The organism is Curtobacterium sp. MCBA15_009 (assembly GCF_001864895.1).
GTDB lineage: Bacteria > Actinomycetota > Actinomycetes > Actinomycetales > Microbacteriaceae > Curtobacterium.
Genome location: NZ_MJGO01000007.1, coordinates 103,915 through 128,512, shown reverse-complemented (window position 1 = coordinate 128,512; position 24,598 = coordinate 103,915). Strand labels below are relative to the sequence as shown.

Here is a 24,598-nt window from a genome sequence, read left to right as displayed (position 1 = left end):
CGCGGGGTCCTGTCGCGTTCCCGTGGGGCGAGGGGCCTACGGCCAGCTCGGCTCCGTGGCGGGCATGATCGAGAGCTCGCGGATCTCGCAGCCGGCCGGCTGCGACAGGGCGAAGATGATCGAGTTGGCGACGTACTCCGGCTCGATGAGCTGGGCGTCCGGGCCCGGCTTGTACTGCTCGGTGCGGTCGGCGAAGAAGTTCGTCCGCATGCCGGCGGGGATGACGTTCGTGACGCCGATGCGGCCCGCGGTCTCGGCGGCGAGGGCCTGCGAGAAGCCGCGCACGCCGAACTTCGACGCGGAGTAGGCGGTGCCGTGGCCGACGCCGCGCAGGGCGAGCGACGACGAGACGGTCACGACGCGGCCGTGGGTGGCCTCGAGCGCGGGCAGTGCGGCGCGCACGACCGAGGCGGTGCCGATGAGGTTGACCGCGACGATCTGCTCCCACTTGCCCGACGAGATGGCGTCGATCGGTGCGGGGGTGTCGATGCCCGCGGCGGTGACGACCGCGTCGAGGCCGCCGTGGCGCTCGGCGGCGTCCCGGACGGCCTGCTCGACGGCCTCGGTGTCGGAGACGTCGACCGCGACGGCGTCGACGCCGTCGGCGACCGCGTCGACGCGCAGGTCGAGCACGATCGGGGTGCCGCCGGCCTCGGTGACGGCCGCGACGACCGCGGCGCCGAGTCCGGAGGCGCCGCCGGTGACGAGGACGCGGCCGATCGGGGTGGTGGGGACGGGCATGTGGTTCCTTTGCATCAGGACTTCGTGGGGACGTGGTGCAGTGACGTCGTGCGGTTCCGCCGGCGGACCGGCGGGGAGGTGTCGGTCAGCCGACGTGTTCGAGGGCCGCTGCCAGCCGGGTCGTCGAGCGACCCGGGTGGAACGGCACGGTGACGACGCGCCCGCCCCACTCGGCGAGCGTCGCCGACTCGGGCAGTTCGGCCGCGGTGTAGTCGCCGCCCTTCGCCCAGACGTCGGGGCGGAAGCGGCGCAGGGCCTCGTCCGGGGTCTGCTCGTCGAACACCACGACGGCGTCGACGCAGTCCAGGGCGAGGAGGAGCTCGACCCGGTCGTCCTGGGTCATGATCGGCCGGTCGGGGCCCTTCAGCGCTCGGACCGAGTCGTCGGAGTTCAGGCAGACCACGAGGCAGTCGCCGAGCGCCCGCGCCGCGGACAGCGTGCGGGCGTGTCCGGCGTGCAGCAGGTCGAAGCAGCCGCCGGTCGCGACGACGGTGCCGCCGGCGCTCCGGACGTCGTGCACGACGCGGAGGGCGTCGCGGTCCGCACCGGGCACGGCGATCGGTGCCGGGCCGGCGTCGGCGAAGAGCGCGGTGACGCCGCCGGCGGCCAGGTACTCCGAGGCCGCCTCGACACCCGCGGTCACGGCGTCGGCGACGTCGAGACCGGAGGCGAGCGCCACGGCGACGCCGGCGGCGAGCCGGTCGCCGGCGCCGCACGGGTCGCCGGCGGTGACGGAGGGTGCGGGCACGAAGCGGCTGCCGGACCGGTCGTCGGCGACGATCGCGCCGCGGTCGCCGAGCGTCACGGCGACCGCGCCGGCGCCCCAGCGCTCGACGAGGGTCGCGGCGGCGACGGTGGCGAAGGGCACGCCCTCACCCGGCAGGTCGGTGAACCGGCGCGCCTCCGAGGCGTTCGGCGTGGCGACGGCGACCCCGCGGACCGGTGCCGCGCCCTTCGGGTGCGGGTCCCACACGACGGGGATGCGCGACGCGGTGGCGGTCAGTGCGGCGCGCATGGCCTCGGCCGACGCGACGCCGCGACCGTAGTCGGCGACGACGACGGCGTCGACGGTGTCGAGTACCGCGGTCATCGCGTCGGTGACGTCCGGCACGGGCGGGGTCGCGCAGCCCTCGTCGATGCGGACGAGGGCGTGGTCGACGACGCGCACGCGGGTCTTGACCGGCGTCGGTGCACCCGACGGACCCTCGACGATCGTGACGTCCGGCAGCAGGTCGCGGATCTCCTGCGCGCGGATGTCGTCGCTGAGCACGGTGACCAGGGTGACGTCGTGGCCGTCCCGCGCGAGCATCGTCGCGACGAGACCGGCCCCACCGGCGCGGCGATCGTCGGTCGTCACGTCGACCACGGGCACCGGGGCGTCGGGGCTGAGCCGTTCGCTCGTGCCGGAGACGTCGACGTCGAGCAGCGTGTCGCCGACGACGGCGATGCGGAGCGTCCGAGCCGGCTGGACCGACCGGGCGCTCATCGGCGGCCGCCTCGGCGCAGCGCGGGCTCCATGGCCCGGCACAGGGCGTGCACGAGCACGAGTTGGGCCTCCTGCACGTGTGCGGACGGCCCCTCGATGGCGATGACGTCGTCGACGGCGTCGGCGAGGGGGTTCGGGCGGGGACCTGTCATGGCGATGGTCCGGGCCCCGACGGCGCGGGCGGCCTCGGCGGCGCGGAGCAGGTTCGGGCTCTTCCCGCTCGTGGTGAGCAGGACGACGACGTCGCCGGCGCGGGCGTGCGCCGACACCTGGCGGGCGAACACCTGGTCGAAGCCGTAGTCGTTGCCGATCGCGGTCACGGCTGAGGTCTCGGCGTGCAGGGAGATCGCCGAGTAGGCTGGCCGGTCACCGTCGAAGCGGCCGGTGAGCTCGGAGGTCAGGTGCTGCGCCTCGGCGGCGGACCCGCCGTTGCCCGCGGCGAGCAGGCGACGGCCGGCGACGAGTCGCGCGGCGATGTCGTCGGCCCAGTCGGCGATGTGGCCGTGGTGGTCGACGAGCGACGCGATCACGGGGACCGACGCGGCGATGTGGTCGAGCACCGCGCGTCCGCTCGCGGTGGTCGTCTGCTCGTCGATCCCGGTCTGCTGGTCGATGGTCATCGTGCGCTCCGCTCCGTCGGCTGTGCGGCACGGGCGACCCGGCCGGCGTGGGTGGGGGATCCGGTCGCACGCGTGCGTGCGGCCGTGGTGGGTGCGGTCGCGGCGGGGACGGCCCCGGCGAGGAGCCGCTCGTAGACGCGCTCGCTGTCGGCGGCGACCTTCTGCCAGGTGTAGCGCGACTCGGCACGCTCCCGTCCGGCGCGGCCGTAGGCCTCGCGGCGCTCCGGGTCGTCGAGCAGCGCACCGACGGCGGCGGCGACCGCGGCCTCGTCGCGCGGCGGGACGTGCAGGCCGGTGCGGTCCTCGACGACGGTGTCGATGAGGCCGCCGACGCTCGAGGCGACGACCGGGCGTCCGCAGGCCATGGCCTCGAGCGGCACGATGCCGAACGGCTCGTACCAGGGGGCGCACACGACGACGTCGGCGCTGCGGTAGACCTCGGGCATGTCGTGCTGGCCGAGCTGCCCGCGGAAGGACACGTGGTCGCGGATGCCGAGCGAGCGGGCCAGGGCGTCGAGCCGCTGGTACTCCGGGTCGTCGACCAGGTCGGCACCGGCGACACCGGCACCGCCGACGACGACGAGCTCGACGTCGCGGCCCTGGTGGACGAGTTCGGCGATCGCGGCGATGGTCGTGCCGACGCCCTTGCGCTGCACGAGACGCGACGCGGTGAGCACCCGCAGGGCGCGGCCGCGTGCCTCGACGGGGCCGTCCGGCCGGAACAGGGTGGTGTCGACGCCGCACGGCACGACGGAGATGCGCTGCAGCGGCACGCCGAGGGTCTTCAGCTCGAAGGCCTCGTCGGAGCAGGTCGCGATGACCTGGTCGACGGTGCGGCCGACGGCCGGCTCGACCCACTCGCGCTCGTCGGGGCTCGTGTCCGCCGACCCCTGGTGGCGCCGCTTGACGACGCCGAGGGCGTGGAAGGTGTGCACGACCGGGATGCGGACGCCGCCGGTGCGGGTCTGCACCTGCGTGACGGCCTCGAGGGCCGCGTGCCCGGACATCCAGAAGTGGGTGTGCACGACGTCCGGACGGTCGACGAACCACTCGGCGGCGAGCACCGCCGCGAACGTGCCCATGTAGGGGAACAGGTCGTCCTTCGGCACGTGTCGGGCGGGCCCGGCGTCGACGTGCACGACCTCGACGCCCGGACGCAGGAGCACCCGGACGGGCTGCTCGGCGTCGTCGCGCCGCGTGTACACCGTGACCTGGTGGCCACGGTCGGCGAGTGCCCCGGACAGCTCGGCGACGTGCACGTTCTGCCCGCCGGCGTCCACTCCGCCGAGCACGGCGAGCGGACTCGCGTGCTCGGACACCATCGCGATCCTCATCGCAGGCTCCCTTCGAGCGCGGCTCCCGTCGCGCGGTTCCGTCGTGCCGCCCGGTCGACGGCGTCGTCGAGCAGGTCGTCCCAGTCGGCGGTGAAGCGACCGAGTCCGTGGCGGGCGAGGGCGGCCGCGCGCGCGACCGCGCCCCGGCGTCGGGCCTCGTCCGGGTCGTCGAGCAGCACGGCCGCGGCGCGTACCAGGTCCTCGACGTCGGTCGAGACCGCCCCGGCTTCCGGGGGCACGGTCCTGGCGGCGTCCGTGGTGGCGAGCACCAGCACGGGCATCGCCATGTGCATGGCCTCGATGAGCGACAGGCCGAGCGAGGTCCACCGGTTCGGGTGCACGTAGGCACGACGCTCCGCGAGCGCGGCGTGCATCGGGTCGCTCGGCACGTCGCCCAGCGCGACCACGCGGTCGCCGAAGCCGAGCTCGGGCAGGCGCTCGGCGCCCATGCCCCAGACGTCGACCGGTGCGACGGCCGCGAACCGGGGGAGCAGGTCGGTGCCGACGACGCGGTTGCGGCGGACGGGTTCGTTGATGACGACGCCGAGTCGGTCGAGCGTGCCGGAGTACAGCGGGCCCGGGTCGACGACGCCGTGCTCGACGACGGTGGTGCGGGTGTTCCCGCAGTCCCACATGAGCGCGTTCCAGTGCGTCACGTGCGCGATCGTCAGGTCGTCACGGTCGCGGAACGGGTGCAGGCTGTTCGGCACGTCGACGCGGGGCGCGTTGTGCTCGACGAAGACCATCGGCACGTCGCGGCCGCCGAGCAGGCGACGGGCCTCGTCGTACTCCTCGGTGCGCTGGAGGACGACGACGTCGACCTCGGCGTCGGCGACGTCGGCCGGGTCGATCTCGATCGCGTTGTCGGGCCAGGCTCGGCCGCCGCGGCCGAGGCCCCAGCCGTCCCGGGCCGGGGTGGTCGGGATGAGGTACTCGTGCTGTCCGCGGACGAAGGCGTCCATCCAGCCGCCGTGGACGTGCCAGACGAGGATCCGCATGCGTGCTTCCGTTCGGGTCGAGAGGGTCGTGAGGGCCCGCGAGCGTCCGTCCGGAGGACTCGGGACGCGGACCGGGCCTTCGCCGGACGCTACGCACTGGCTTCTGGGCTGCCCCGCAGACTTCTCCGGTCCATCCGTCAAGCGCGGAGGAGCAGCCGATCGTGCGCTTCCAGGACGTCCTCGACGCGCACCGTGGACAGGCACGGGTGCCCGGGGACGGGGCACTCGCGGGCGCGGCTGAGGCGGCACGCCGCACCCTGGTCGCCGAGCAGTTCGACGTGCGGTGCGTACGGCGCCCACTTCGCCGCGGGCACGACGGGGGAGAACAGGCTGACGATCGAGGCACCGACCGCGGCGGCGAGGTGGGCCGGCCCGGTGTTGCCGACGACGACCACTTCGGCGCCCGCCAGGACGGCGGCGAGCTCCGCCGGACTCGTGCGACCGCCGAGGTCGATGCCGGTCTCCCCGGCGACGGCGGCGGTGAGGGCGCGTTCGCCCGGTGAGCCGGTCACGACGACGGGGACGCCGCGCTCGGCGTAGGCGGCCACGAGCGCCCGGTGGTGGGACTCCGGCCAGGACCGTGCAGGGACGCTGGCCCCCGGGTGCACGACGACGTACCGGTCGAGCGCGGCGACGGCGTCGGGCAGGGTCGCGTCGGTCAGCACCGCGAGCCGGCCGTCGTCGCCCGCGGGCAGCGGGAACCCGGCGGCGTCCGCGATCCGCAGCGCGCGCTCGGGCTCGGGGATCTCCTCCGGCAGGTCCTCGCCCGGGCGCAGGCGCACGTCGAGCAGCGAGCCGGGGTGGTCCACGGACGCACCGGACACCCGGGGCACACCGGCCAGCCGCAGCAGCACGGCGAGCGGCAGCGGGGACTGGTGGAAGGACGTCAGCACGACGGCCTCGTCGGGGCGTTCCTCGGCGACGAGCGCGCGGAACTCGGCGAGGACCGCGTCGTCGATCGGGCGTGCGGTCTCGGTCACCCACGGCGCCGCCCATACCCGCAGGCTGTCGACGCCCGGCAGCAGACCGCCGGCGGGCGCGCCCTGCGGTCCGCACAGCATCGTGACGTGCGCGGCCCGGGCGGCGACGGCACGGACGGCCGGGCCCGCGACGAGCACGTCGCCGAACGAGTCGAGCCGGGCGACGAGGACGCGCGGCCGGCTCACGCCCGTGCCGCCGCGACGTCCGGACCGGCGAGCCGGGTGGCCGCGCGGGCGATCACGAGGGCGACGGCCTCGTCGAGTCCGCCGGCCACGGTGGTCGCGGCGTCCACCTCCTGCTGCCGGGTGCGCGGGGTCGGCACGAGGACGCCCTGGGCACCGGCCGCCTCGGCCGCTCCGACGTCGGCGCCGATGTCGCCGACGACCACGAGGGACTCCGGCGGCAGGCCGAGACGCTCCGCGGCCTCGAGCACCATCCCCGGCCGCGGCTTGCGGCACACGCAGTCGTCGCCGGCGTCGTGCGGGCAGACGCACCAGACGTCGAACGGACCGACGAGCTCGTCGACGCGGGCGTTCGTCGCGTCGACCTGGTCACGGGTCGCCATGCCCTTGGCGACGACCGACTGGTTCGTGACGACGCCGACCGCCAGGCCGGCGGCACGGGCGCGCTCGACGGCGCGGCGGGCACCGGGCACGGGCACCACGAGGTGCGGGTCGGCATTGTAGGGGACGTCCACGACGATGGTGTCGTCGCGGTCGAAGAGCAGGCCGCGCACGGTGCGGTCCGGATCGAGGGGCATGACTCCGGCGTACCGACGACCACCAGTGCAGTGCCCCAGGAACAGCCAGGGAACGCGGTCGCTCCGCGGTGCACCAGGCGTTGCCGTCTACCATCGCGGCGGTGACCGCCCTCGAGAGCCTGCCGCCGTCCGACGGCCGCCCCGAACTCCTCGTCCTCCGTGCCATCAAGCTCGGCGACCTGCTCGTCGCCGTCCCCGCGCTGCGGGCGCTGCGTCGTGCCTTCCCGGACCACCGCATCACGCTCGCGACGACGGCCTGGCTCGCGCCCGTCGTCGAGCTCGTGTCCGGCGTGGACGTGCACCTCGCCCAGCACGGACTCGACCACCCGATCGCCGTCCCGACCGGGACCGTCGACGTCGCCGTCAACCTGCACGGCGCCGGCCCGGAGTCGTCCGACCTGATCGCCGCGCTCGCACCCCGTCGCGTCATCGGGCACGCCGACCCGACGCACGGCTACGACGGACCGGAGTGGCCCGAGGGCGTGCACGAGCGCGACCGGTGGGCGGACCTGCTCACCTGGCACGGGATCCCCGCCGACGCCGACGACGTCGCGATCGACCGTCCGGCGGCCCCGCCGGCCGCCGCGGACGGCGCCGTCGTGCACGTGGGTGCCTTCCACGGTGCCCGGCACTGGCCGACGGACCGCTTCGCCGAGGTGGTGCGCGGACTCCGCGACCGCGGCCTCGACGTCGTCCTGACGGGAGGCTCGGCTGACGTCGAACGCGCAGCTGCCGTCGCCGACGGGGCCGGGCTGGCGCCGGAGGCGGTGCTGGCAGGTTCCCTGGAACTGCAGGACTTCGCCGGCGTGGTCGCCGCCGCCCGCGTCGTCGTCACGGTGGACACCGGGGCGGCGCACCTCGCGACCGCCTACGGCGTCCCCTCGGTCGTGCTGTTCGGCCCGGCACCGCCCGAGGCGTGGGGCCCGCCGGCCTCCGGCCCGCACATCGTCCTGACCGACGCGTCGGTCCGGCGCGGCGACGTCTTCGCCGAGGACCCGGACCCGGCGATCCTCGCCGTGCAGGCGGCCGACGTGCTGGACGCCGTCGACCGGCTCGGGGTCAGCCGGGTGACCGCTCAGCCGACCGGCCTGTAGCGTCGACCGAGAGCCACCCGGACCCGCCGGGGGCTCGGAGGGAGCACCCGTGTTCGAAGCTGCGGACATCCGAGACTGGATCGGCCTGCCGGTCGTCGACGAGGCGGACGACAAGGTCGGCACGCTCGAGAGCATCTACTACGACACGGCGACGTCCGAGGCGTCGTTCGGTGCGCTGACGACCGGCATGGTCGGCTTCCAGAAGCTCCTGTTCGTGCCGCTCGTCGGCGCGACCGTGACGCCGAAGCACCTGCGCGTGACCTTCCCGAAGAAGCTCGTCAAGGACGCTCCGTCGATCCCGACCGACGGGCAGCTCGAGGCGGAGACCGAGCCGGTGCTGTACCAGCACTACGGCCTCGAGTACCGCACGGGCAGCGGTGGCGAGCGTCGTCTCGGACGCCGCTGACCCGGACCCGTCCCGCACGTCCCGATCCCGACCCGCCCGGAGGCCGCAACTGCTCCGCTCCACCAGGACGCTGCTCGCGGTGCTGTCCGCGCTCAGCGTCGTCGGCCTGGTCGTCACCGGGGCGGCACCGGGCGTCGGCACCGCTGCGTCGGCCGCCCCGATGTGGCCGGTGCCGCAGCCGTACCCGGTGACGTCGGACCCGGCCGAGCCGCTCGCGGACCTGCCGCCGGGCAGCGAGTACGTCGCGCTCGGGGACTCCTACTCCGCCGCGTACGGTCTCCGCCCGCTCACCGGTCTGCCGACGACCGCGTGCGTCCAGTCGGCGCGGGACTACCCGCACCGGCTGGCCGCGCGGTTCGGGCTCGCCCTGACCGACGTCACGTGCGCCGGTGCCACGAGCACCGACGTCGTCTCCGGACACCAGTTCGCCGGTGTCCCGCCGCAGATCGAGGCACTGTCCACCCGCACCCGGCTCGTCACCCTGACCATCGGCGGCAACGACGCGGACCTGTTCGGCACCGCGGCCTCGTGCCTGGCGCTCTCGGCGCACGGTCCGGTGTTCTCCGGCCGGGACGCGCCGTCGTGCGCGAGCAGCCTGGTGCGGGACGGCGTCGACCAGCTCGGTGTGACGATCCAGTCCCGGGTCGCGCTCGGCGTCGCCGACACCCTGGCCGCCGTGCGACGGGCGGCGCCGAACGCCGTCGTGGTGTTCCTCGGGTACCCCGCGATCTTCCCCGACGCCGAGCACACCCCGGCGAAGGGGTGCTTCCGGTCGGCGCTCGACCTCGGGTCGCTGACGGGCTCGTTCCCGTCGGACACGTTCCCCTTCACCGACCGGGACGTCGCCTACCTGCACGACGTGCAGGAGCAGCTGAACGAGGTGTCCCGCACGGCGGCCGACGCCGCCGGGGTCCGCTTCGTCGACGTGCTCGCGGACACCGCGGGGCACTCCGCGTGCGCCGCCCGTGACGACCGCTACGTCGCCGGCGTCACCCTGACCGGCACCGGCGACCTGCGCCGCATCGACCTCGAGGCGGGCGCGCTGCACCCGAACGGCCGCGGGGTCGCGTACCTGACCGACCGTCTGGCGACCGTCATCGGCGCCCTCGCCGGTTGACACCCGACCCGCGCGACGCCCGACCCGCGCGACGCCGGAGCCGCGCGTCGTCGGACGCGGGCGGTCCGGCGGCGGTGATCCGGGCCTCCCGGCCGACCGGTCGGTAGGGTCGCGGACGTGGTGGTGAGCGCCGGACTGTTGCTGCACCGGGCCGGACCGACCGGGCCCGAGGTGTTCCTCGTGCACATGGGCGGGTCCTTCTGGCGGCACCGGCCACGGGCGTGGTCGGTGCCGAAGGGACTCGTCGAGGGCGACGAGGAGCCGCTCGCGACCGCGTTCCGCGAGTTCCGCGAGGAGCTCGGCGTCCGCGCTCCGGTCCGTGCGGACGACGTGACCGACCTCGGCGAGGTGCGGCAGGCGTCCGGCAAGCGCGTCCGGGTCTTCTCGGCACCCGCACCTCGTGGCTTCGACGTCCCGACGGTGCGGAGCAACACGGTGCGGCTCGAGCTGCCGCGCGGATCCGGGCGGTTCGTCGACGTGCCGGAGGTCGACGACGCACGGTGGGTGGGGCTCGACGCAGCCCGCGACCTGCTCGTCGCCGGGCAGGTGCCGCTGCTCGACCGCATCACGATGTGACAACGCACCGGACGAGCGTCGGACGCCGTGGTTAGCCTGGCCGAGCGTCGGGCGGGCCGTCGCGGACACCAGGGGAGTACCGATGCGGCGCTGGCGCACCATCACGGCGGGGTTGACCACCCTCGCACTCGGCACGGGGCTGGCGATCGGTGGTGCCACGACGGCGTCCGCCGACCCGGCGGGGGACTGGGGCACGTTCACCCTGAGCGGGGCGAGCAAGGACTACACCGGCACGATGACCCTGGCCGGGTTCCCGGAGACCACGTTCACGTCGAACTCGCGGCAGTCGACCGTGGTCAGCGGGGCGTCGACGTGGCAGTCGGCGGACACGCCTGCAGGGGCGGCCTACGGCACAAGTCGGGGCCAGACGTACATGAACCAGCGGCCGAACGTCGACCGCCCGAACGCACAGAGCGCGTCGACGACTGTCTACACGTTCGCTGAGCCGACCCCCGGCGCCGAGAGCTGGTCGATCGTCCTCGGAGACATCGACGCCGACCAGGTCACGATCTCGGCCACGGTGCAGGGCGGTGCCGCGGCGACCGCCGACCAGCTTGGCTACCAGGGCTCCTACAATTCGTGTTCCCTCCCCGGCCAAGTCGGTTGGTCGTGCTCGCCCGATCCGGACGGAACAACGGGTCAGGACAACCCCACTTGGGATGCAGGCACCCGGACGCTCACGGGGAACGCCGCGGCGAACGACACTGCGGGCGCCACAGGTTGGTTCACCCCGACGGTGTCCCTCACCAGCCTGACGATCGCGTACCAACAGCGCAGCGGCTTTCCGGTCTATCAAACGTGGTTCGCGAGCCGGACCGCTGCAATCTCCGGGGTAGTGAAGCTCGATGGAACACCGATCCCTGGCGCAACCGTGACTGCAACGGCTCCGCGCGGCACCGTCTACACGACGACTACCGACGCTGATGGGAAGTACGCGTTCCCGTTCCTGCCGGTCATCGCGAACTACCGAGTGGAGGTCGCAGAGCCACCAGGGGCGGACGGTAGCGGCGTCGCGACCGGCGTGTCGTTGGCGAAGGATGGTGTTCCCGGAGGGTCCGATGAGGTCAGGAACTTCGCCTTCACCTCGCCCGCGGACACGACCTCGATCATCGGCACCGTCGAGGACGAAGCCGGCAACCCGGCCTCGAACGTCCCCGTCGTCGTCGACGTGCCGAACGGCGATCCGGTCATGACCACGACGAACACCGACGGCGTCTACGTGGTCTCCGACCTGCCGGCCGACGCGGCGGTCGACGTCTCGGTCGTCGGTTCGGAGGCCGACCCCACGACGGTGGACACCGGTGACGCCGGCGTGCCGGTGGTGCCGACCGACGCGATCACCGCCCCGCCGTCGGTCATCGCGACGGTCACGGGTCGCGTGACCCTCGACGAGGCCCCGGTCGAGGCCGGCCAGGTCGTCGAGCTCCTCGACGCGACGGGCGCGGTCGTCGGTTCGACCACGACGGACGCGGACGGCCGCTACACCTTCGCCACCGTCGCCGGCACCTACACCGTCCGCACGACGGTCCCCGTGCCCGGTGCGACCGGCGACACCACGAACACCGGCGTGACCGCGGGCGTCGGGGACACGGTCGACTCCGACCTGCCCTTCGAGTCGCCCGCCGAGCCGGCGGTCATCACGATCGACCAGCCCGGCACCGTCACGGACACGAACGGCGAGCCCGTCGATGCTGTGACGGTCGTCGCGACCCCGGAGGAGGACGACGCCGGTGGCCCGGTCACCGTGGTCACCGACGCCGACGGTGCGTTCGACCTCACCGGCCTGGCACCGACCACGACCTACGAGATCGCCCTCGACGTCGACGGCGTCGAGCCCGAGACGATCGTCACGCCGGACACCGGCTCGGCGACCCCGCTCGCCTTCGTGGTGCCGGCCGCCGAGACGACCCCGCCGACGAACCCGTCGCCGAGCGCGACCGCCGCGCCCGTGCCCTCGGCCACGCCGACGGTCCCGGGCGGCTCGGCGAACATCCCCGTGGACGACCCGTCCGACGCCGCGAACGGAGGGCCACTGGCCTACACCGGCGCCGACCTGACGCCGGGCCTCATCGCTGCCGGGGTGCTCGTGCTCCTCGGCGCTGGGCTGCTGACCTTCCGTGCGGTGCGCAACCGCCGCCGGTCGCACCTGCAGGACTGAGCGCGCACGAACGAAGGGCGGGTCGGCTGGTGCCGGCCCGCCCTCCGTCGTGTGCGGTGGGGCGGCGGTGCTGCGAGGTCGCAGGACCGAGGGGCGCGAGCTCGCACGACGCGCCGCGACCGGACCGTCGAGGTCGCTCTTCGTGCCGCTTCAAGCGCGGGGATGCGGCACGTTCTGCGACCTCAGTGCCGCGGGCGCACGGGCCGTGCAGCGGGCGCACCCGTGGGCCGTCCGGCGTACGACGTCGCAGGACACGCCGCGACCGGACCTTCGAGGTCGCACTTCGTGCCGCTTCGAGCGCCGGGATGCCGCACATTTCGCGACCTCGACGCCCCGGCCCGAGCCCGACCAGCCGCCCTCAGCTCAGCTCGGAGCTCCGCCGCTGCGTCCGGATCGAGCCGGTCGCGATGCCGATCGACCCGGTGACGGTCTGGATCGCCCGGCTGACGACGGGGACCGACGTGGTGACCACCGCGAGCGACGACGTGATCGCCTCGAGCGACGACGTTGACAGGTGCTCCTGGTGGTGCGAGTGCACCGGGAACCCGCGCCGGGCCGCGAGCACGACTCCGAGCGAGCCGACGAGCACTGCGGCACCGGCGAACGGCAGGTACTGCAGCCCGACGAGTCCGAGCGCCTGCCCGCCGATGGCGGCGCCGCCGGCGATGCCGATGTTCGACGCGCCGTTGACGAGGGCACCGGCGATGTCGGGGGAGACCCCGCCCGAGCGGATCGCGGCTGCCATGAAGAGCGTGCCGGTGGTGCCGTTCGCGGCCATCCAGACGCCGGCGACGACCATCGTGCCGACCAGCGAGCCGTGCACGAACGGCAGGGCGGCGAAGGTGACCGCCATCGTGGCGACGGCGACGACGAGGGTCTGCCGCGGTGCCCGGTCGACGAACATGCCGGCGAGCCAGAGCCCGATGACGCCGGTGCCGCCGAGCACGAGCAGCGCGCCGCTGACGAGCGAGGCGTCGAGCCCGGCGTCGATCGCGTACGGGCCGATGTACGTGTAGACGACGTAGTGGCCGGCGAAGAGCAGCAGGTCGGCGACGACGACGGAGAGGAGTCCGGTGCGGGCCCAGGCCTTCGGCGAACCGATGTGCGGCGACGCTGCGCCGCTGACCGCCGGCAGGAAGAGCAGTGCGACGGCGGCGAGCACCGCGGCGGCGACGGCGACGGAGAACACGGCGGGGCGCCAGCCGATGTGCTGCGCGACGAAGGTGGCGACCGGGACGCCGAGCACGAAGCCCAGCGAGCTGCCGGAGTACACGAACGCGATCGCCCGACCGGCCAGTCGCGGCGGCACGATGCGCGTCGCGTAGGCCGAGGCCACCGAGAAGAACAGCGCGTGGGCGATGCCGCCGACGACGCGGCCGGCGCAGACGACCGCGAACGACGGCGCGAACGCGATCATCAGGTTCGAGACCGTGTAGCCGACGAGGGTCGCGACGAGCACGGTCTTGCGCGGCAGCTTCGCGGTGAACGCGGTGAGCGGCAGCGCCAGGATCGCCACGGCGGCGGCGTACACGGTGACGACGATGCCCATCGTCGCCTCGGAGACGCCGAGGTCGGCGCTCATGGTGCCGAGCAGCCCGACCGGCATGAGCTCGGTGGTGATGGCGAAGAACGTCGCCAGGCCGAGCACGGCGATGCCGACGATCGACTGGCTGGTGACGGTGATCGGCCGCGTGTTCGTCGACACGGCCGAGGTGGTGGTGTTGGTGGACACGATGCTGACCTCCTCCGGGGAACGGCGGAACGCGCGACGACGCCGTCGGGGACGGCGTGTGACCGGGGGTCTGCGGGGCGCGCTCGCTGCTGGTGTGGATGATGTGGGTACGACTCCACGGCGAGTGCGCTGATCCAGTCTTGCACGCTCGACGGACCCTGGCGAGGGCCTCCGGGCGATTTCTGGGAGCGCTCCAACGTTTGTCAGCGAAGAGCGAACACGTCCGTCACGCACGGCCCCGGATCAGTACTCGTTCGTCACCCGACCCTGTACCCCGCCACCGCGGAGCGCGATCGTCAGGGTCCCGCTCATCGACTGCGCGGACATCGACACCGACCCGTGCAGCGCCGCCTCGCGGGGGAAGCAGGCGGAGGTCGACTCGATCCGGTCCGCCGTCGCCACGAGGCAGATCGTCGACCGGTCCGTCCCGACCCCGGCCCAGACGTTCCACGGCGTCTCGAAGGACCCGCCGTCGAGCGCCCGGTTGGTGAAGACGAGTCGGGTCGTGTGCAGGCTCACCGGCGCCTCGACCGGCCCGGGCAGCTGGTCGGCGAACGTCTGCGGCATGTCGAGGAGCTCCTCGAGCGTCACGGTCCCGGCGGTCGGCGTGATCGACGGCGCCGCCGGCACCTCCGGCAACGAGGTCCCGACGAGCGTGCCCGCCGCGAAGACGACCCCGATCGCCGCGGCCGCACCGAGCGCGATCCACAGGCGGGGCCGCGCACTGAACAGCGCCGTGCGCCACCGGGGCACCGGCTGCGGTCCGGTCGGGAGGCCCGGCGCACCTCCGCCGTCGCCGCCCACCCCGGCAGCGTGGTCGGGTCCGGCGCCGTCGCCGGCCGGGTCGCCGGCGTTCGGCTCCGACGTCGTGCCGGGTGCCTCGTGCGAGGTCGACCACGACGCGGATGCTCCGTCGCCCGACGCGGCTGCCGAGGGTGCTGCGGAGGGCGTGGCCGCGCGTGGCGCCGGGTCCCGACCCGCAGTCCGGCGAGGCCACGGGCCCGAGGCCGGACCCGTCGGCACCCCGGAGTCCGCCGTCGCGCCAGGAGGTCCCGCCGTGCCCGGGCCGGCACCCGGACCAGAGGTCGTGTCCGAAGCCCGGACCACACCGGTGACGGTGCCCGGGCCCGGACCCGCTGGAGTCCTCGAACCTGCACCCGAACCCGGGCCCGGACCCGCGGACTCGTCCGGACGCACGGCCGCGTCCAGACCGCTCTCCGAGGCCGGGCGAGGGCCGGGGCCGGGGCCAGGGCCAGCCTCCCCGAGCCGTGCGTCCGTCCCGGCCCCGTCGGGCGTGGTCGCTGCCGACCCGGCGCCGAACGCTCGTGCCCAGCCGGAGGTCCCCACGCCACCGGACCGCGGCGCCCGACCCGGCCGCGTCGGCGAGGCAGGCTGTCCGCTGACCGCGGTCGGGCCTCCTGACCGGTGCCCGCCACCGCGACCGCGCCCGCGCTCGAGGTCCGCCAGCGCGATCCGGGCGCGCGCCGCGTCCCCCGGGGTCGAACCCGCTCCCCAGGCGACGGCCTCGAGCCGTGCCCGTTCCGCATCCACGTCGTCGTGGTCCATGCGCACTCCCGCTCTGCCGGACGTGGGTCCATCGTGGCACCGTCCGTGCGGGTGCGCGCACCCAGAACGAGGGAGTAGGCGTGACGCATGAGCACCGAACCAGCAGACCGGCACGATGGCGACCCCGAGACCCTCGAGCCGCTGAGCCACGACACGCAGTCCGGCGAGGCCGACTACGTCGCGACGAGTCCCGGCGGGTCCGGCACCGAACGCCACGTGCCGACCGCCGACGAGGAGCAGGGTCGCGGCACCGAGTACGACCCCGTCGACCAGGGCCCGCAGCAGGAGGGGCAGGGCGGCTGACGCGTCACCGGATCGCGCGTCGGAGCACGGCGCGCTCCGCGGCGGTCCACGTCGCACTGGTCACGACGTAGAGGGCCGCTGCGAGCGGTGCGATCGCGGCGAACACCACCGAGATGAACGGTGCGACCCGACCGACGGTCTCGGCGGCGGCCGTCCCGGGGACGGCCGCTCCGGGCTCCGCCGGGGGCACCGGGTTCCACCGCAGGTTCGCGCGCCGGCTCAGTTCGACGACGACCGCGAGCACGGCCAGCAGCAGCACGACCACCCATGCGTGCACCCACAGCGGCGACGTCAGGGTCACGACCAGGGAGTGTCCGAGCGGGACCCCGACGAGCGTGGCCTCGAGCAGGGCGTTCGCGGTGCCGCCGATGCTGCCGTGCGAGAACAGGGCGTAGACGAGCGAGAGCACCGGCGCCTGGGCCAGCACCGGCAGGCAGCCCGCCAGCGGCGAGACCTTCTCGTTCGTGTAGAGCTCCTGCACCGCGCGCTGGAGGGCCGCGGTGTCCTTGCCGTGTCGTTTCCGCAGGGCGGCGAGCAGGGGCGCGAGGCGACGACGGTCGCGTTCGGCGCGGACCTGCAGGACGGCGAGCGGCACGAGTGCGGCCCGGATCGCGATGGTGACGAGGACGACCGCGAGCGCGGCCGAGAAGGACCCCGTGACGGGGGAGAGCGCCGCGGTCAGGGCGGCGAGCAGGTCGGCGCCGCCGTGCAGCAGCGGGCCGACGAGGGGCAGGGTGGACAGGTCCATGACGTTCCGATCGATCGTGGGTGCGGGAGGCGTGTGCGGCCCGACCACCGATCGGTGGTCAGGCCGTGGCGACGACTCCCGGGGCCCGCGAGCGGACCTGTCCGTCGGCGTCCGGGTGGCTCCACGCGATGCGGGTCACGAGGTCCGGGACCGCTCTGCTGACGACGGCCCCCGGACCGGCGGCGAGCAGCGTCACGAGCACGGCGAGCAGCACGCGAGCGAGCACGACGGCGGTCACGACCGCGGCGATGCCCAGCGCGGCGACGGTCAGCACGGGCACGGCGTCCGGCACGCCGGACGCCGTGGTCACCGGGAACCCGGTGACCAGCACGGCGAGGATGCGCAGCAGCGACGCGAGGACGGTCATGGTGCGATCAGCGTAGCGCCCGCGTGCCGCGCCGGACAGACGGGTCGCACGGGGGAGGATCACGACATGACCGCAGGTTCGCCGAGCACCCCAGCGACCGTCGCGCTCGAGGCGGCCGGGATCCCCTGGACGCCGCACGTGTACGAGCACCACGAGAGCGCCACCAACTTCGGAGAAGAGGCCGCCGCCGCCCTCGGGCTGCGCGAGGAGCAGGTCTTCAAGACCCTCGTCGTCTCGGTCGACGGCGCCCTCGCCGTGGCGATCGTGCCGGTGGCGAACCGGCTCGACCTCAAGGCGATCGCCGCCGCGGTCGGTGGCAAGAAGGCGACGCTGGCGGACCCGGCCCTCGCCGAGAAGCGCACGGGCTACGTCGTCGGCGGCATCAGCCCGGTCGGCCAGAAGACTCGGCTGCGCACCGTGCTCGACGAGTCGGCGCTGTCGTACGCGAGCATCTTCGTCTCCGGCGGGCGCCGCGGGTTCGACATCGAGGTCGCGCCGACGGACCTCGCGCGCGTCACCGACGCCGTCACGGCGCCGATCGCCCGGACCTGAGTCGGGTCGCCGCAAGTTTCTCCCGTACCCGGGAATGACCCGGGCCCTCCTGCGTTGCATTGAGTCGAAGGCACTCAAGTTCCCCAGGAGGTCCCTTTGCCAGACACGTTCGGCCCGACCGGCAGCAACGACTCGTTCGACGAGTTCCTCGCCCGCCTGCTCGCGGCACAGCGCACCGGTGACCAGCAGCGCGTCCGCGCGTTCGGCCGACCGGTCGACATCACCCGGCTGCTCAGCCGCCGGACCCACGAGCTGCTCCAGCACACCGCCGAGTACGCGGTCGCGCAGGGCCAGCGCGAGGTCGACGCACTGCACGTCCTGCACGTGCTCGTCCGCACCGAACCGTTCGACGCCGTCGTGCGCTCCGCCGGGGTCGACCCCGAGCGCCTCGCCGACGAGATCGAGCAGCGCCTGCCTATGGCGCACGAGCCGCTGGCCGAGCAGTCCGGTCGCCCGGCACTGACCGCCACCGCACAGCGCATCCTCGTCGAGGCGACGCAGGCCGCGCGCGGCTTCGGCAGCACCTACACCGACCCCGAGCACGTCTTCTTCGCGCTCGTGATGGACCAGGAGACCGTGACCGGGCAGCTGCTCGCCAGCGCCGGCATCACCCCGCAGGTCATGCAGGACTACGCGGCACAGGCTGCCGCCGCCGCGAGAGAGGGGCGCCCCGTGCCCGGAACACCCGATGCCGTCGGCACCGACCAGGCCACCGACAGCGACACCCCGACGCTCGACCAGTTCGGCACCGACCTCACCGCCCGTGCCCGCGACGGGCACGTCGACCCGGTGATCGGCCGCGCCGAGGAGATCGAGCAGACCGTCGAGATCCTGCTCCGCCGCACCAAGAACAACCCGGTGCTGATCGGCGAGCCCGGTGTCGGCAAGACCGCGATCGTCGAGGGCCTCGCCCAGCGCATCGTCGACGGTGACGTCCCCGCCCTGCTGCAGGGCAAGCGGGTCGTCGCGCTCGACCTGCCCGGCATGCTCGCCGGCACCCGCTTCCGCGGCGACTTCGAGGAACGCCTCACGAAGGCGATGGACGAGATCGCGGCGCACGCCGACGAACTCATCGTCTTCGTCGACGAGCTCCACACCGTCGTCGGCGCCGGCGGCGGCGGTGAGGGCGGCTCGATGGACGCCGGCAACATCCTCAAGCCACGGCTCGCCCGCGGCGACCTGCACCTGGTCGGCGCGACGACGCTGAACGAGTACCGCCGGATCGAGAAGGACGCTGCGCTCGAGCGCCGCTTCCAGCCCGTCACGGTGGGGGAGCCGACCGTCGAGGACGCCGTCGCGATCCTGACCGGCCTCGCCCCGCGCTACGAGGAGCACCACGGCGTCGTCTACACGCCCGAGGCACTCCGCGCCGCCGTCGAGCTCTCGCACCGGTACGTGACCGACCGGCACCTGCCCGACAAGGCCATCGACCTCGTCGACCAGGCCGGTGCACGCCGTCGCCTCGCCCTGTCGGGCGACGTCGACGTCGACGCCCTGCGTGCCCAGGTCGCCGACCTGACGGGCCGCAAGGACCGCGCGGTCGCCGAGGAGCACTACGAGGAAGCGTCCGACCTGCGCGACGAGATCGTCGGACTGGAGGCCCGGATCACCGCCGCCTCGTCGGCGGACGCAACCCGCGCCTCCCGTCCGGAGCGCGCGGACACGTCGATCACGGAGGGTGACATCGCCGCCGTGGTGTCACGCGCCACCGGCATCCCGGTGACCCGCCTCGGTTCGGCCGACAAGACGCGGCTCGCCGCCCTCGAGTCCGAGCTGCACGACCGCGTCGTCGGCCAGGATGACGCCGTGCGGGCGATCGCGACCGCGGTGCGGCGCAGCCGGACCGGCATGGGCGACCCCCGTCGTCCGGTCGGCAGCTTCCTGTTCCTCGGCCCGACGGGCGTCGGCAAGACCGAACTCGCGAAGGCCCTCGCGTCGTCGCTGTTCGGTGACGAGTCCGCCATCCTCCGCTTCGACATGAGCGAGTTCGGCGAGCGCCACACGGTGTCCCGCCTGGTCGGTGCCCCTCCCGGGTACGTCGGCTACGACGAGGCCGGCCAGCTCACCGAGCGGGTCCGCCGCAACCCGTACTCGGTGATCCTGCTCGACGAGGTCGAGAAGGCCCACCCGGACGTCTTCAACCTGCTGCTGCAGGTGCTCGACGACGGCCGGCTCACCGACGGACAGGGTCGGACGGTCGACTTCCGGAACACCGTCGTCATCATGACGTCGAACATCGGCTCGGAGTTCCTGGCCTCCCGCTCGGGAGCGCTCGGCTTCGCGCCGGTCGGCGCCACCGACGGGTACGCCGAGGACGACCTGCGGGCCCGCGTGATGGGCAAGCTCCGCGAGGCGATGCGGCCCGAGTTCATCAACCGCATCGACGAGGTCGTGCTGTTCCGCAAGCTCGACCGGTCGCAGATCGCGTCGATCGTGTCCCTGCTCCTGCAGGACACCGCGCTCCGGCTCGTCGCGCAGGACATGGTCCTGTCGGTGTCCGACGCCGCGGTCGACTGGCTCGCCGAGCACGGCTACGAGCCGGAGTACGGCGCACGTCCGCTCCGCCGCCTCATCCAGCGCGAGGTCGACGACCGCATCGCGACCCTGGTGGTCGAGGGCGCGGCCGGCGCGGGCGACACCGTCCGGATCGGCGTCGCTGGCGAGACCCTGACGGCGACCGTCGCGGAGCACGCGGCACTGTAGCGACACCGCCCGCACGGGCACCCGCACGACGGCCCGGTACCGGTTCGGTACCGGGCCGTCGTGTCCGCGGGCCGCCGCCCCGACATTCGCGAATGCAATTCCGGAAGAATGTGTGGGAAAGGCTTGCGCTCGGGAATGTCCTACGGATAGTGTTCGAGCGTCGCGAAAGCCAGCGACCCGAACAGCTCGAGACCGAAAGGGGGCCGACCATGATGATTCCTGCAACCACTCCGTTCCGCGGAACGCGTGGCCGCGTCGGTACCCCGTTCCGCGTCCGCTGACCCGGGGCGTCCGACTCCCTCCCGACATCTCCGTCCGCTGACCTCGTCGTCGCGGACCGCCCGTGCCGAGCCGATCGCAGGCCGATCGCGCAACGGACACGACGGATCCACCGATCACCGATCGGCCGGTCGTCGCACACCTGACGTGCGTCGATCGGTCGCCGACGATCGGGGTCCGACGGTGTCGAGGTGCAGTCCGGCGCTCGTGGTCCGTGCATTCCCGTACCGCACCGTCCGGCATTCCCTGACGGTCGCGGCGCGCATTCCTGCGCATTCCCGTCGTCGCCCGACGACGGACGATTCCGTCGTGCCCGCGAGCCGGGCAGTTCCGTCGTGCCCGAAAGGCATCATCGTGTCCGTCAAGACCACCACCCGCCCACCCGATCTCCACCCGGCGCCGCGCCGGGTCTCCCTCGCCGACCGACTCGCGCTCCGCCTCGGTCTGGCCCTCATCATCTGGAGCCGCCGCACCCGTCGGGTCCGGCCGCGACCCGACCCGGCGACGCGCCTCCGCCTGCAGCGCGAACGGCAGGCCCGCGAGGACCGCTGGCTGCAGCAGGCCGCCGCCCCGCTGCGCCAGTGGCGCTGACGGCGCCGTGCTGCTGCGGCGCGCGGGCGCTCGGGTGCTCGGGTGCTCGGGTGCTCGGGTGCAGTTTCGCGCGTAGGCAGCTGTTCCGCGCGTGGTGAGGTGTTCCGCGCGTAGGCGGCCGTTCCTTCCGGCCCCCTACGCGCGGTTCCGCTTCCCATGTCGCGTGCGATGGGACGGAACGTTCGTGGCGGGGGTGGGGCGCGCCTCCCGAGCCCGTCGCCGTCGCGTCGGCAGGCCGTTCGTTCCGACTCCCCATGCGCGATTCCGCTTCCCATGCCGCGTGCGATGGGACGGAACGTGCGCGGCGGGGGTGGGGCGCGCCTCCCGAGCCCGTCGCTGTCGCCTCGGCAGTCCGTTCCTGCCGGCCTCCTACGCGCGATTCCGCTTCCCATGCTGCGCGCGATGGGACAGAACGTGCGCGGAGGGGGTGGGGCGTGCCTCCCGAGCCCGTCGCCGTCGGCGGTCTCGCGCATGGTGGGCGGTTCCGCGCATGGGCGACCGTTCGTTGCTGCTCCCTACGCGCGGTTCTGCATCCCATGCCGCCCGCGATGGGACGGAACGCGCGCGGCGGACCGGGCGTCGAACGTCGCACAGTCAAAGTCACCTCGGACCACGTCGCCGCACGGTTCGAGGTGACTTCGGTCGTGCGCAGCGCATCCGCGCCGACCCCACGTCCGCCTTCGCGCGGCCACCGTGTCGGACGCACCCCGGGCCTCCCGTACCGTTGTCGGGTGACCGAAACCGCAGCTGCACTCGTCGAACGCCTCACCGCCCTCGTACCGGACTTCCCGAAGCCGGGGGTGCTGTTCCGCGACGTGACGCCGGTGTTCTCGGACGCCGTCGCGTTCGGCCGCGTGTGCGAGGCACTCGCGGCACCGTTCGCGGTGGGGGCCGGGTTCGACGCCGTCGCCGGCATCGAGGCCCGGGGCTTCGCCCTCGCCGGGGGCATCGCCGCCCAGCACCAGGTCGGCGTGCTGACCGTGCGGAAGGCCGGCAAGCTGCCCGGCGAGGTGCTCAGCGAGCAGTACGCGCTCGAGTACGGCGAGGCCGAGCTCGAGCTCCGGCCCGGGCAGTTGCCCGCCGGCACCCGCGTGCTCGTGGTGGACGACGTGCTCGCCACCGGGGGGACCGGCGCGGCCACCATCACGCTGCTCGAACGCGCCGGCTACGAGGCGATCGGCTTCGCGGCGCTGCTCGAGCTCGACGGGCTGTCCGGGCGCGAGCGGCTCGAGCCGCGCCTGCCCGTCGCGACGCTCGGTGCCGTCCCGGCCTGATCCCACAGGCGCGTCCGCGGGCCCCGCGTGCGCACTAGTCTTGACGCACCAATTCGATCGAGGAGTCCCATCATCGTGACCGAGTCAGTCGCCCCCGCGCCCGCAGAGCTTCCCCAGGCACCCGAGCCCCGGACCGCGACGACGACCACGACGGGCACCGAGCTCTTCGACGGTGAGCGCGGCGTCGTCGCGATCCGTGTCGACGGCGTGCTGAAGGACCTCGCGGCCGAGGTCCTGGCCGGCGAGACCGCCGAGGCCGTCACCCTGCAGGAGCAGGACGGGCTCGACATCCTCCGGCACTCCGCCGCGCACGTGCTGGCGCAGGCGGTGCAGCAGATCAACCCGGACGCGAAGCTCGGCATCGGCCCGCCCGTCACCGACGGCTTCTACTACGACTTCGACGTCGCCGAGCCCTTCACCCCCGAGGACCTCAAGGCGATCGAGAAGGGCATGGACCGCATCGTCAAGCAGGCCCAGCGCTTCCGGCGCGTGGTCGTCACCGACGAGCAGGCGCGCGAGCTGATGGCGGGGGAGCCGTACAAGCAGGAGCTCATCGGGCTCAAGGGCGCGGCGACCGACGGCGACTCCGGCGAGAGCGTCGAGGTCGGCGCCGGCGAGCTCACCGTCTACGAGAACGTCGACCCGAAGTCGGGCGAAGTCGTCTGGCAGGACCTCTGCCGCGGCCCGCACGTCCCGCACACCCGCTGGATCGGCAACGCCGCGAAGCTCATGCGCGTGGCGGCGGCCTACTGGCGCGGCTCCGAGAAGAACCCGCAGCTGCAGCGCATCTACGGCACCGCCTGGCCCGACAAGGACCAGCTGAAGGCCTACCTCGTGCGCCTGGAAGAGGCAGCGAAGCGCGACCACCGCAAGCTCGGTGCCGAGCTCGACCTGTTCTCCTTCCCCGACGAGATCGGCTCCGGGCTGGCGATCTTCCACCCGAAGGGCGGCATCATCCGCCGCGAGATGGAGGACTACTCGCGCCGTCGGCACGAGCAGGAGGGCTACTCGTTCGTCTACACGCCGCACATCACCAAGGGCGACCTGTTCGAGCAGTCCGGTCACCTCGGTTGGTACAAGGACGGCATGTTCCCGGCCATGCACATGGACGAGGCACGCGACGAGGACGGCAACGTCACCCGCCAGGGCGCCGACTACTACCTCAAGCCGATGAACTGCCCGATGCACATCCTGGCGTACCGGTCGCAGGCACGGTCCTACCGCGACCTGCCCCTGCGGATGTTCGAGTTCGGCACGGTCTACCGCAACGAGAAGTCCGGCGTCATCCACGGCCTCACCCGCGTCCGCGGCCTGACCCAGGACGACGCGCACATCTTCACCACGCCGGAGAAGATGAAGGAGGAGCTCACCACGACCCTCGACTTCGTGCTCTCGCTGCTGCGCGACTACGGCCTCGAGGACTTCTACCTCGAGCTCTCCACGAAGGACCCGGAGAAGTACGTCGGTGACGACGACGTCTGGGAGATCGCGACGAACACGCTGCGCGAGGTCGCCGAGGAGTCCGGGCTCGAGCTCGTCCCCGACCCGGCAGGCGCCGCGTTCTACGGCCCGAAGATCTCGGTGCAGGCCCGCGACGCCATCGGCCGCACCTGGCAGATGTCGACCGTGCAGCTCGACTTCAACCTGCCCGAGCGGTTCGGCATCGAGTACACCGCGGCCGACGGTTCGCGGCAGCGTCCGGTGATGATCCACCGCGCGCTGTTCGGGTCGATCGAGCGGTTCTTCGGCGTGCTCACCGAGCACTACGCCGGCGCCTTCCCGGCGTGGCTCTCGCCGGTGCAGGTCGTCGGCATCCCGGTCGCGGCCGAGTACGGCGACTACCTCGACGAGGTGGTCGCGAAGCTCCGGTCGCACGGCGTCCGCGCCGAGGTCGACCACTCCGACGACCGCATGCAGAAGAAGATCCGCACGCACACCAAGGCGAAGGTGCCGTTCCAGCTCATCGCCGGTGGCGACGACCGTGACGCCGGGGCGGTCTCGTTCCGCTTCCGCGACGGCCGACAGGACAACGCCGTGCCCGTCGACGAGGCCGTCGACCGGATCCTCACCGCCATCCGCGAGCGCGCGCAGGTCTGATGACCATCCCAGGAGGCACGGATCCCGTCCCCGGGACCGGTCGCGTCGACGACGTGGCCGGTCCCGGGTCGCGGGCCGCTCCCGACGCGTCGGGCCCGGTCGGCGCGCCGGAGCC

At 73.6% G+C, this 24,598-nt stretch carries 22 protein-coding genes; 11 read left to right on the top strand and 11 right to left on the bottom strand.

From position 1 onward, the window contains the following. Positions 1 to 36 precede the first annotated feature (36 nt). The 7 genes from BIU97_RS03350 to BIU97_RS03320 all read right to left on the bottom strand — a co-directional run bounded on the left by BIU97_RS03350 (position 37) and on the right by BIU97_RS03320 (position 6,920). Positions 37 to 741, bottom strand: coding sequence for an SDR family oxidoreductase (locus BIU97_RS03350; protein ID WP_071255273.1), 705 nt, complete (start codon positions 739 to 741; stop codon positions 37 to 39). 85 nt (positions 742 to 826) lie between these two features. Next, positions 827 to 2,227: a PfkB family carbohydrate kinase gene (locus tag BIU97_RS03345; RefSeq protein WP_071255275.1), complete on the bottom strand. Its 1,401-nt coding sequence runs from the start codon at positions 2,225 to 2,227 to the stop codon at positions 827 to 829. Beyond that, positions 2,224 to 2,847, bottom strand: a complete 624-nt coding sequence (locus BIU97_RS03340; RefSeq protein WP_071255278.1) for a D-sedoheptulose-7-phosphate isomerase — start codon at positions 2,845 to 2,847, stop codon at positions 2,224 to 2,226. Before BIU97_RS03340 ends, BIU97_RS03345 begins: the two co-directional genes overlap by 4 nt. Beyond that, a complete protein-coding gene (locus BIU97_RS03335; RefSeq protein ID WP_071255280.1) occupies positions 2,844 to 4,181 on the bottom strand; it encodes a glycosyltransferase in 1,338 nt (445 codons plus the stop codon). The genes BIU97_RS03340 and BIU97_RS03335 overlap by 4 nt, the downstream gene beginning before the upstream one ends. After that, a complete protein-coding gene (locus BIU97_RS03330) occupies positions 4,178 to 5,179 on the bottom strand; it encodes a glycosyltransferase (protein ID WP_071255282.1) in 1,002 nt (333 codons plus the stop codon). Before BIU97_RS03330 ends, BIU97_RS03335 begins: the two co-directional genes overlap by 4 nt. A 137-nt stretch (positions 5,180 to 5,316) precedes the next feature. Beyond that, entirely contained in the window at positions 5,317 to 6,345 is a 1,029-nt protein-coding gene (locus BIU97_RS03325; protein ID WP_071255285.1) for a glycosyltransferase family 9 protein, read from the bottom strand. Next, positions 6,342 to 6,920, bottom strand: coding sequence for an HAD-IIIA family hydrolase (locus BIU97_RS03320; protein WP_071255287.1), 579 nt, complete (start codon positions 6,918 to 6,920; stop codon positions 6,342 to 6,344). The genes BIU97_RS03325 and BIU97_RS03320 overlap by 4 nt, the downstream gene beginning before the upstream one ends. A 101-nt stretch (positions 6,921 to 7,021) precedes the next feature. Here BIU97_RS03320 and BIU97_RS03315 point away from each other — a divergent pair, with 101 nt between their 5' ends. The 5 genes from BIU97_RS03315 to BIU97_RS17130 all read left to right on the top strand — a co-directional run bounded on the left by BIU97_RS03315 (position 7,022) and on the right by BIU97_RS17130 (position 12,271). Next, positions 7,022 to 8,014: a glycosyltransferase family 9 protein gene (locus BIU97_RS03315; protein WP_071256337.1), complete on the top strand. Its 993-nt coding sequence runs from the start codon at positions 7,022 to 7,024 to the stop codon at positions 8,012 to 8,014. Positions 8,015 to 8,063: 49 nt separating this feature from the next. Then, entirely contained in the window at positions 8,064 to 8,420 is a 357-nt protein-coding gene (locus BIU97_RS03310) for a PRC-barrel domain-containing protein (RefSeq protein WP_071255290.1), read from the top strand. A gap of 79 nt (positions 8,421 to 8,499) precedes the next feature. Beyond that, positions 8,500 to 9,537, top strand: a complete 1,038-nt coding sequence (locus BIU97_RS03305; protein ID WP_071255292.1) for an SGNH/GDSL hydrolase family protein — start codon at positions 8,500 to 8,502, stop codon at positions 9,535 to 9,537. A gap of 117 nt (positions 9,538 to 9,654) precedes the next feature. Continuing rightward, a complete protein-coding gene (locus BIU97_RS03300; RefSeq protein WP_071297069.1) occupies positions 9,655 to 10,113 on the top strand; it encodes an NUDIX domain-containing protein in 459 nt (152 codons plus the stop codon). A gap of 112 nt (positions 10,114 to 10,225) precedes the next feature. Then, positions 10,226 to 12,271 carry an MSCRAMM family protein gene (locus BIU97_RS17130; protein ID WP_175472110.1) on the top strand — a complete coding sequence of 682 codons (2,046 nt, stop codon included), beginning with the start codon at positions 10,226 to 10,228 and terminating at the stop codon, positions 12,269 to 12,271. Between the two features lie 358 nt (positions 12,272 to 12,629). On the opposite strand, the gene BIU97_RS03290 is transcribed toward BIU97_RS17130, so the two are convergent. Together BIU97_RS03290 and BIU97_RS03285 are read right to left on the bottom strand one after the other, a co-directional pair. Beyond that, positions 12,630 to 14,003: an MFS transporter gene (locus BIU97_RS03290; RefSeq protein WP_071297068.1), complete on the bottom strand. Its 1,374-nt coding sequence runs from the start codon at positions 14,001 to 14,003 to the stop codon at positions 12,630 to 12,632. A gap of 243 nt (positions 14,004 to 14,246) precedes the next feature. Beyond that, positions 14,247 to 14,756: a hypothetical protein gene (locus BIU97_RS03285; protein ID WP_139195876.1), complete on the bottom strand. Its 510-nt coding sequence runs from the start codon at positions 14,754 to 14,756 to the stop codon at positions 14,247 to 14,249. A 900-nt stretch (positions 14,757 to 15,656) separates the two neighbouring features. Here BIU97_RS03285 and BIU97_RS03280 point away from each other — a divergent pair. Next, positions 15,657 to 15,872 carry a hypothetical protein gene (locus BIU97_RS03280; protein ID WP_071297066.1) on the top strand — a complete coding sequence of 72 codons (216 nt, stop codon included), beginning with the start codon at positions 15,657 to 15,659 and terminating at the stop codon, positions 15,870 to 15,872. A gap of 4 nt (positions 15,873 to 15,876) precedes the next feature. Here the strand turns inward: BIU97_RS03280 and BIU97_RS03275 are convergent, their stop codons facing one another. Both BIU97_RS03275 and BIU97_RS03270 read right to left on the bottom strand, forming a co-directional pair. Beyond that, the gene (locus tag BIU97_RS03275) at positions 15,877 to 16,620 is read right to left on the bottom strand and encodes a YidC/Oxa1 family membrane protein insertase (RefSeq protein ID WP_071297065.1); all 744 of its coding nucleotides are present in this window, start codon (positions 16,618 to 16,620) and stop codon (positions 15,877 to 15,879) included. Positions 16,621 to 16,678: 58 nt separating this feature from the next. After that, positions 16,679 to 16,987 (bottom strand): hypothetical protein, encoded by a 309-nt coding sequence (locus BIU97_RS03270; protein ID WP_139195875.1) that lies wholly within the window; start codon positions 16,985 to 16,987, stop codon positions 16,679 to 16,681. Between the two features lie 66 nt (positions 16,988 to 17,053). Between BIU97_RS03270 and ybaK the strand changes: the two genes are divergently transcribed. The 5 genes from ybaK (at position 17,054) to thrS (ending at position 24,483) form a co-directional block, all read left to right on the top strand. Then, a complete protein-coding gene (ybaK, locus tag BIU97_RS03265; protein ID WP_071255320.1) occupies positions 17,054 to 17,539 on the top strand; it encodes a Cys-tRNA(Pro) deacylase in 486 nt (161 codons plus the stop codon). 96 nt (positions 17,540 to 17,635) lie between these two features. After that, positions 17,636 to 20,242: an ATP-dependent Clp protease ATP-binding subunit gene (locus BIU97_RS03260; protein WP_071297063.1), complete on the top strand. Its 2,607-nt coding sequence runs from the start codon at positions 17,636 to 17,638 to the stop codon at positions 20,240 to 20,242. Positions 20,243 to 20,875: 633 nt separating this feature from the next. Then, positions 20,876 to 21,112 carry a hypothetical protein gene (locus tag BIU97_RS03255; protein WP_071255327.1) on the top strand — a complete coding sequence of 79 codons (237 nt, stop codon included), beginning with the start codon at positions 20,876 to 20,878 and terminating at the stop codon, positions 21,110 to 21,112. 731 nt (positions 21,113 to 21,843) lie between these two features. After that, positions 21,844 to 22,386 (top strand): adenine phosphoribosyltransferase, encoded by a 543-nt coding sequence (locus BIU97_RS03250; RefSeq protein ID WP_071297062.1) that lies wholly within the window; start codon positions 21,844 to 21,846, stop codon positions 22,384 to 22,386. Positions 22,387 to 22,461: 75 nt separating this feature from the next. After that, positions 22,462 to 24,483, top strand: coding sequence for a threonine--tRNA ligase (gene thrS, locus BIU97_RS03245; protein ID WP_111040881.1), 2,022 nt, complete (start codon positions 22,462 to 22,464; stop codon positions 24,481 to 24,483). Positions 24,484 to 24,598 lie beyond the last annotated feature (115 nt).

Bases quoted from the DNA above. Each gene is read 5' to 3' on its own strand.
- BIU97_RS03320 (WP_071255287.1), bottom strand. From the start codon at position 6,920: ATGCCCCTCGATCCGGACCGCACCGTGCGCGGCCTGCTCTTCGACCGC.
- BIU97_RS03330 (WP_071255282.1), bottom strand. From the start codon at position 5,179: ATGCGGATCCTCGTCTGGCACGTCCACGGCGGCTGGATGGACGCCTTC.
- BIU97_RS03280 (WP_071297066.1), top strand. From the start codon at position 15,657: ATGAGCACCGAACCAGCAGACCGGCACGATGGCGACCCCGAGACCCTC.
- BIU97_RS03340 (WP_071255278.1), bottom strand. From the start codon at position 2,847: ATGACCATCGACCAGCAGACCGGGATCGACGAGCAGACGACCACCGCG.
- BIU97_RS03270 (WP_139195875.1), bottom strand. From the start codon at position 16,987: ATGACCGTCCTCGCGTCGCTGCTGCGCATCCTCGCCGTGCTGGTCACC.
- BIU97_RS03345 (WP_071255275.1), bottom strand. From the start codon at position 2,227: ATGAGCGCCCGGTCGGTCCAGCCGGCTCGGACGCTCCGCATCGCCGTC.
- BIU97_RS03350 (WP_071255273.1), bottom strand. From the start codon at position 741: ATGCCCGTCCCCACCACCCCGATCGGCCGCGTCCTCGTCACCGGCGGC.
- BIU97_RS03275 (WP_071297065.1), bottom strand. From the start codon at position 16,620: ATGGACCTGTCCACCCTGCCCCTCGTCGGCCCGCTGCTGCACGGCGGC.
- ybaK (WP_071255320.1), top strand. From the start codon at position 17,054: ATGACCGCAGGTTCGCCGAGCACCCCAGCGACCGTCGCGCTCGAGGCG.
- BIU97_RS03335 (WP_071255280.1), bottom strand. From the start codon at position 4,181: ATGAGGATCGCGATGGTGTCCGAGCACGCGAGTCCGCTCGCCGTGCTC.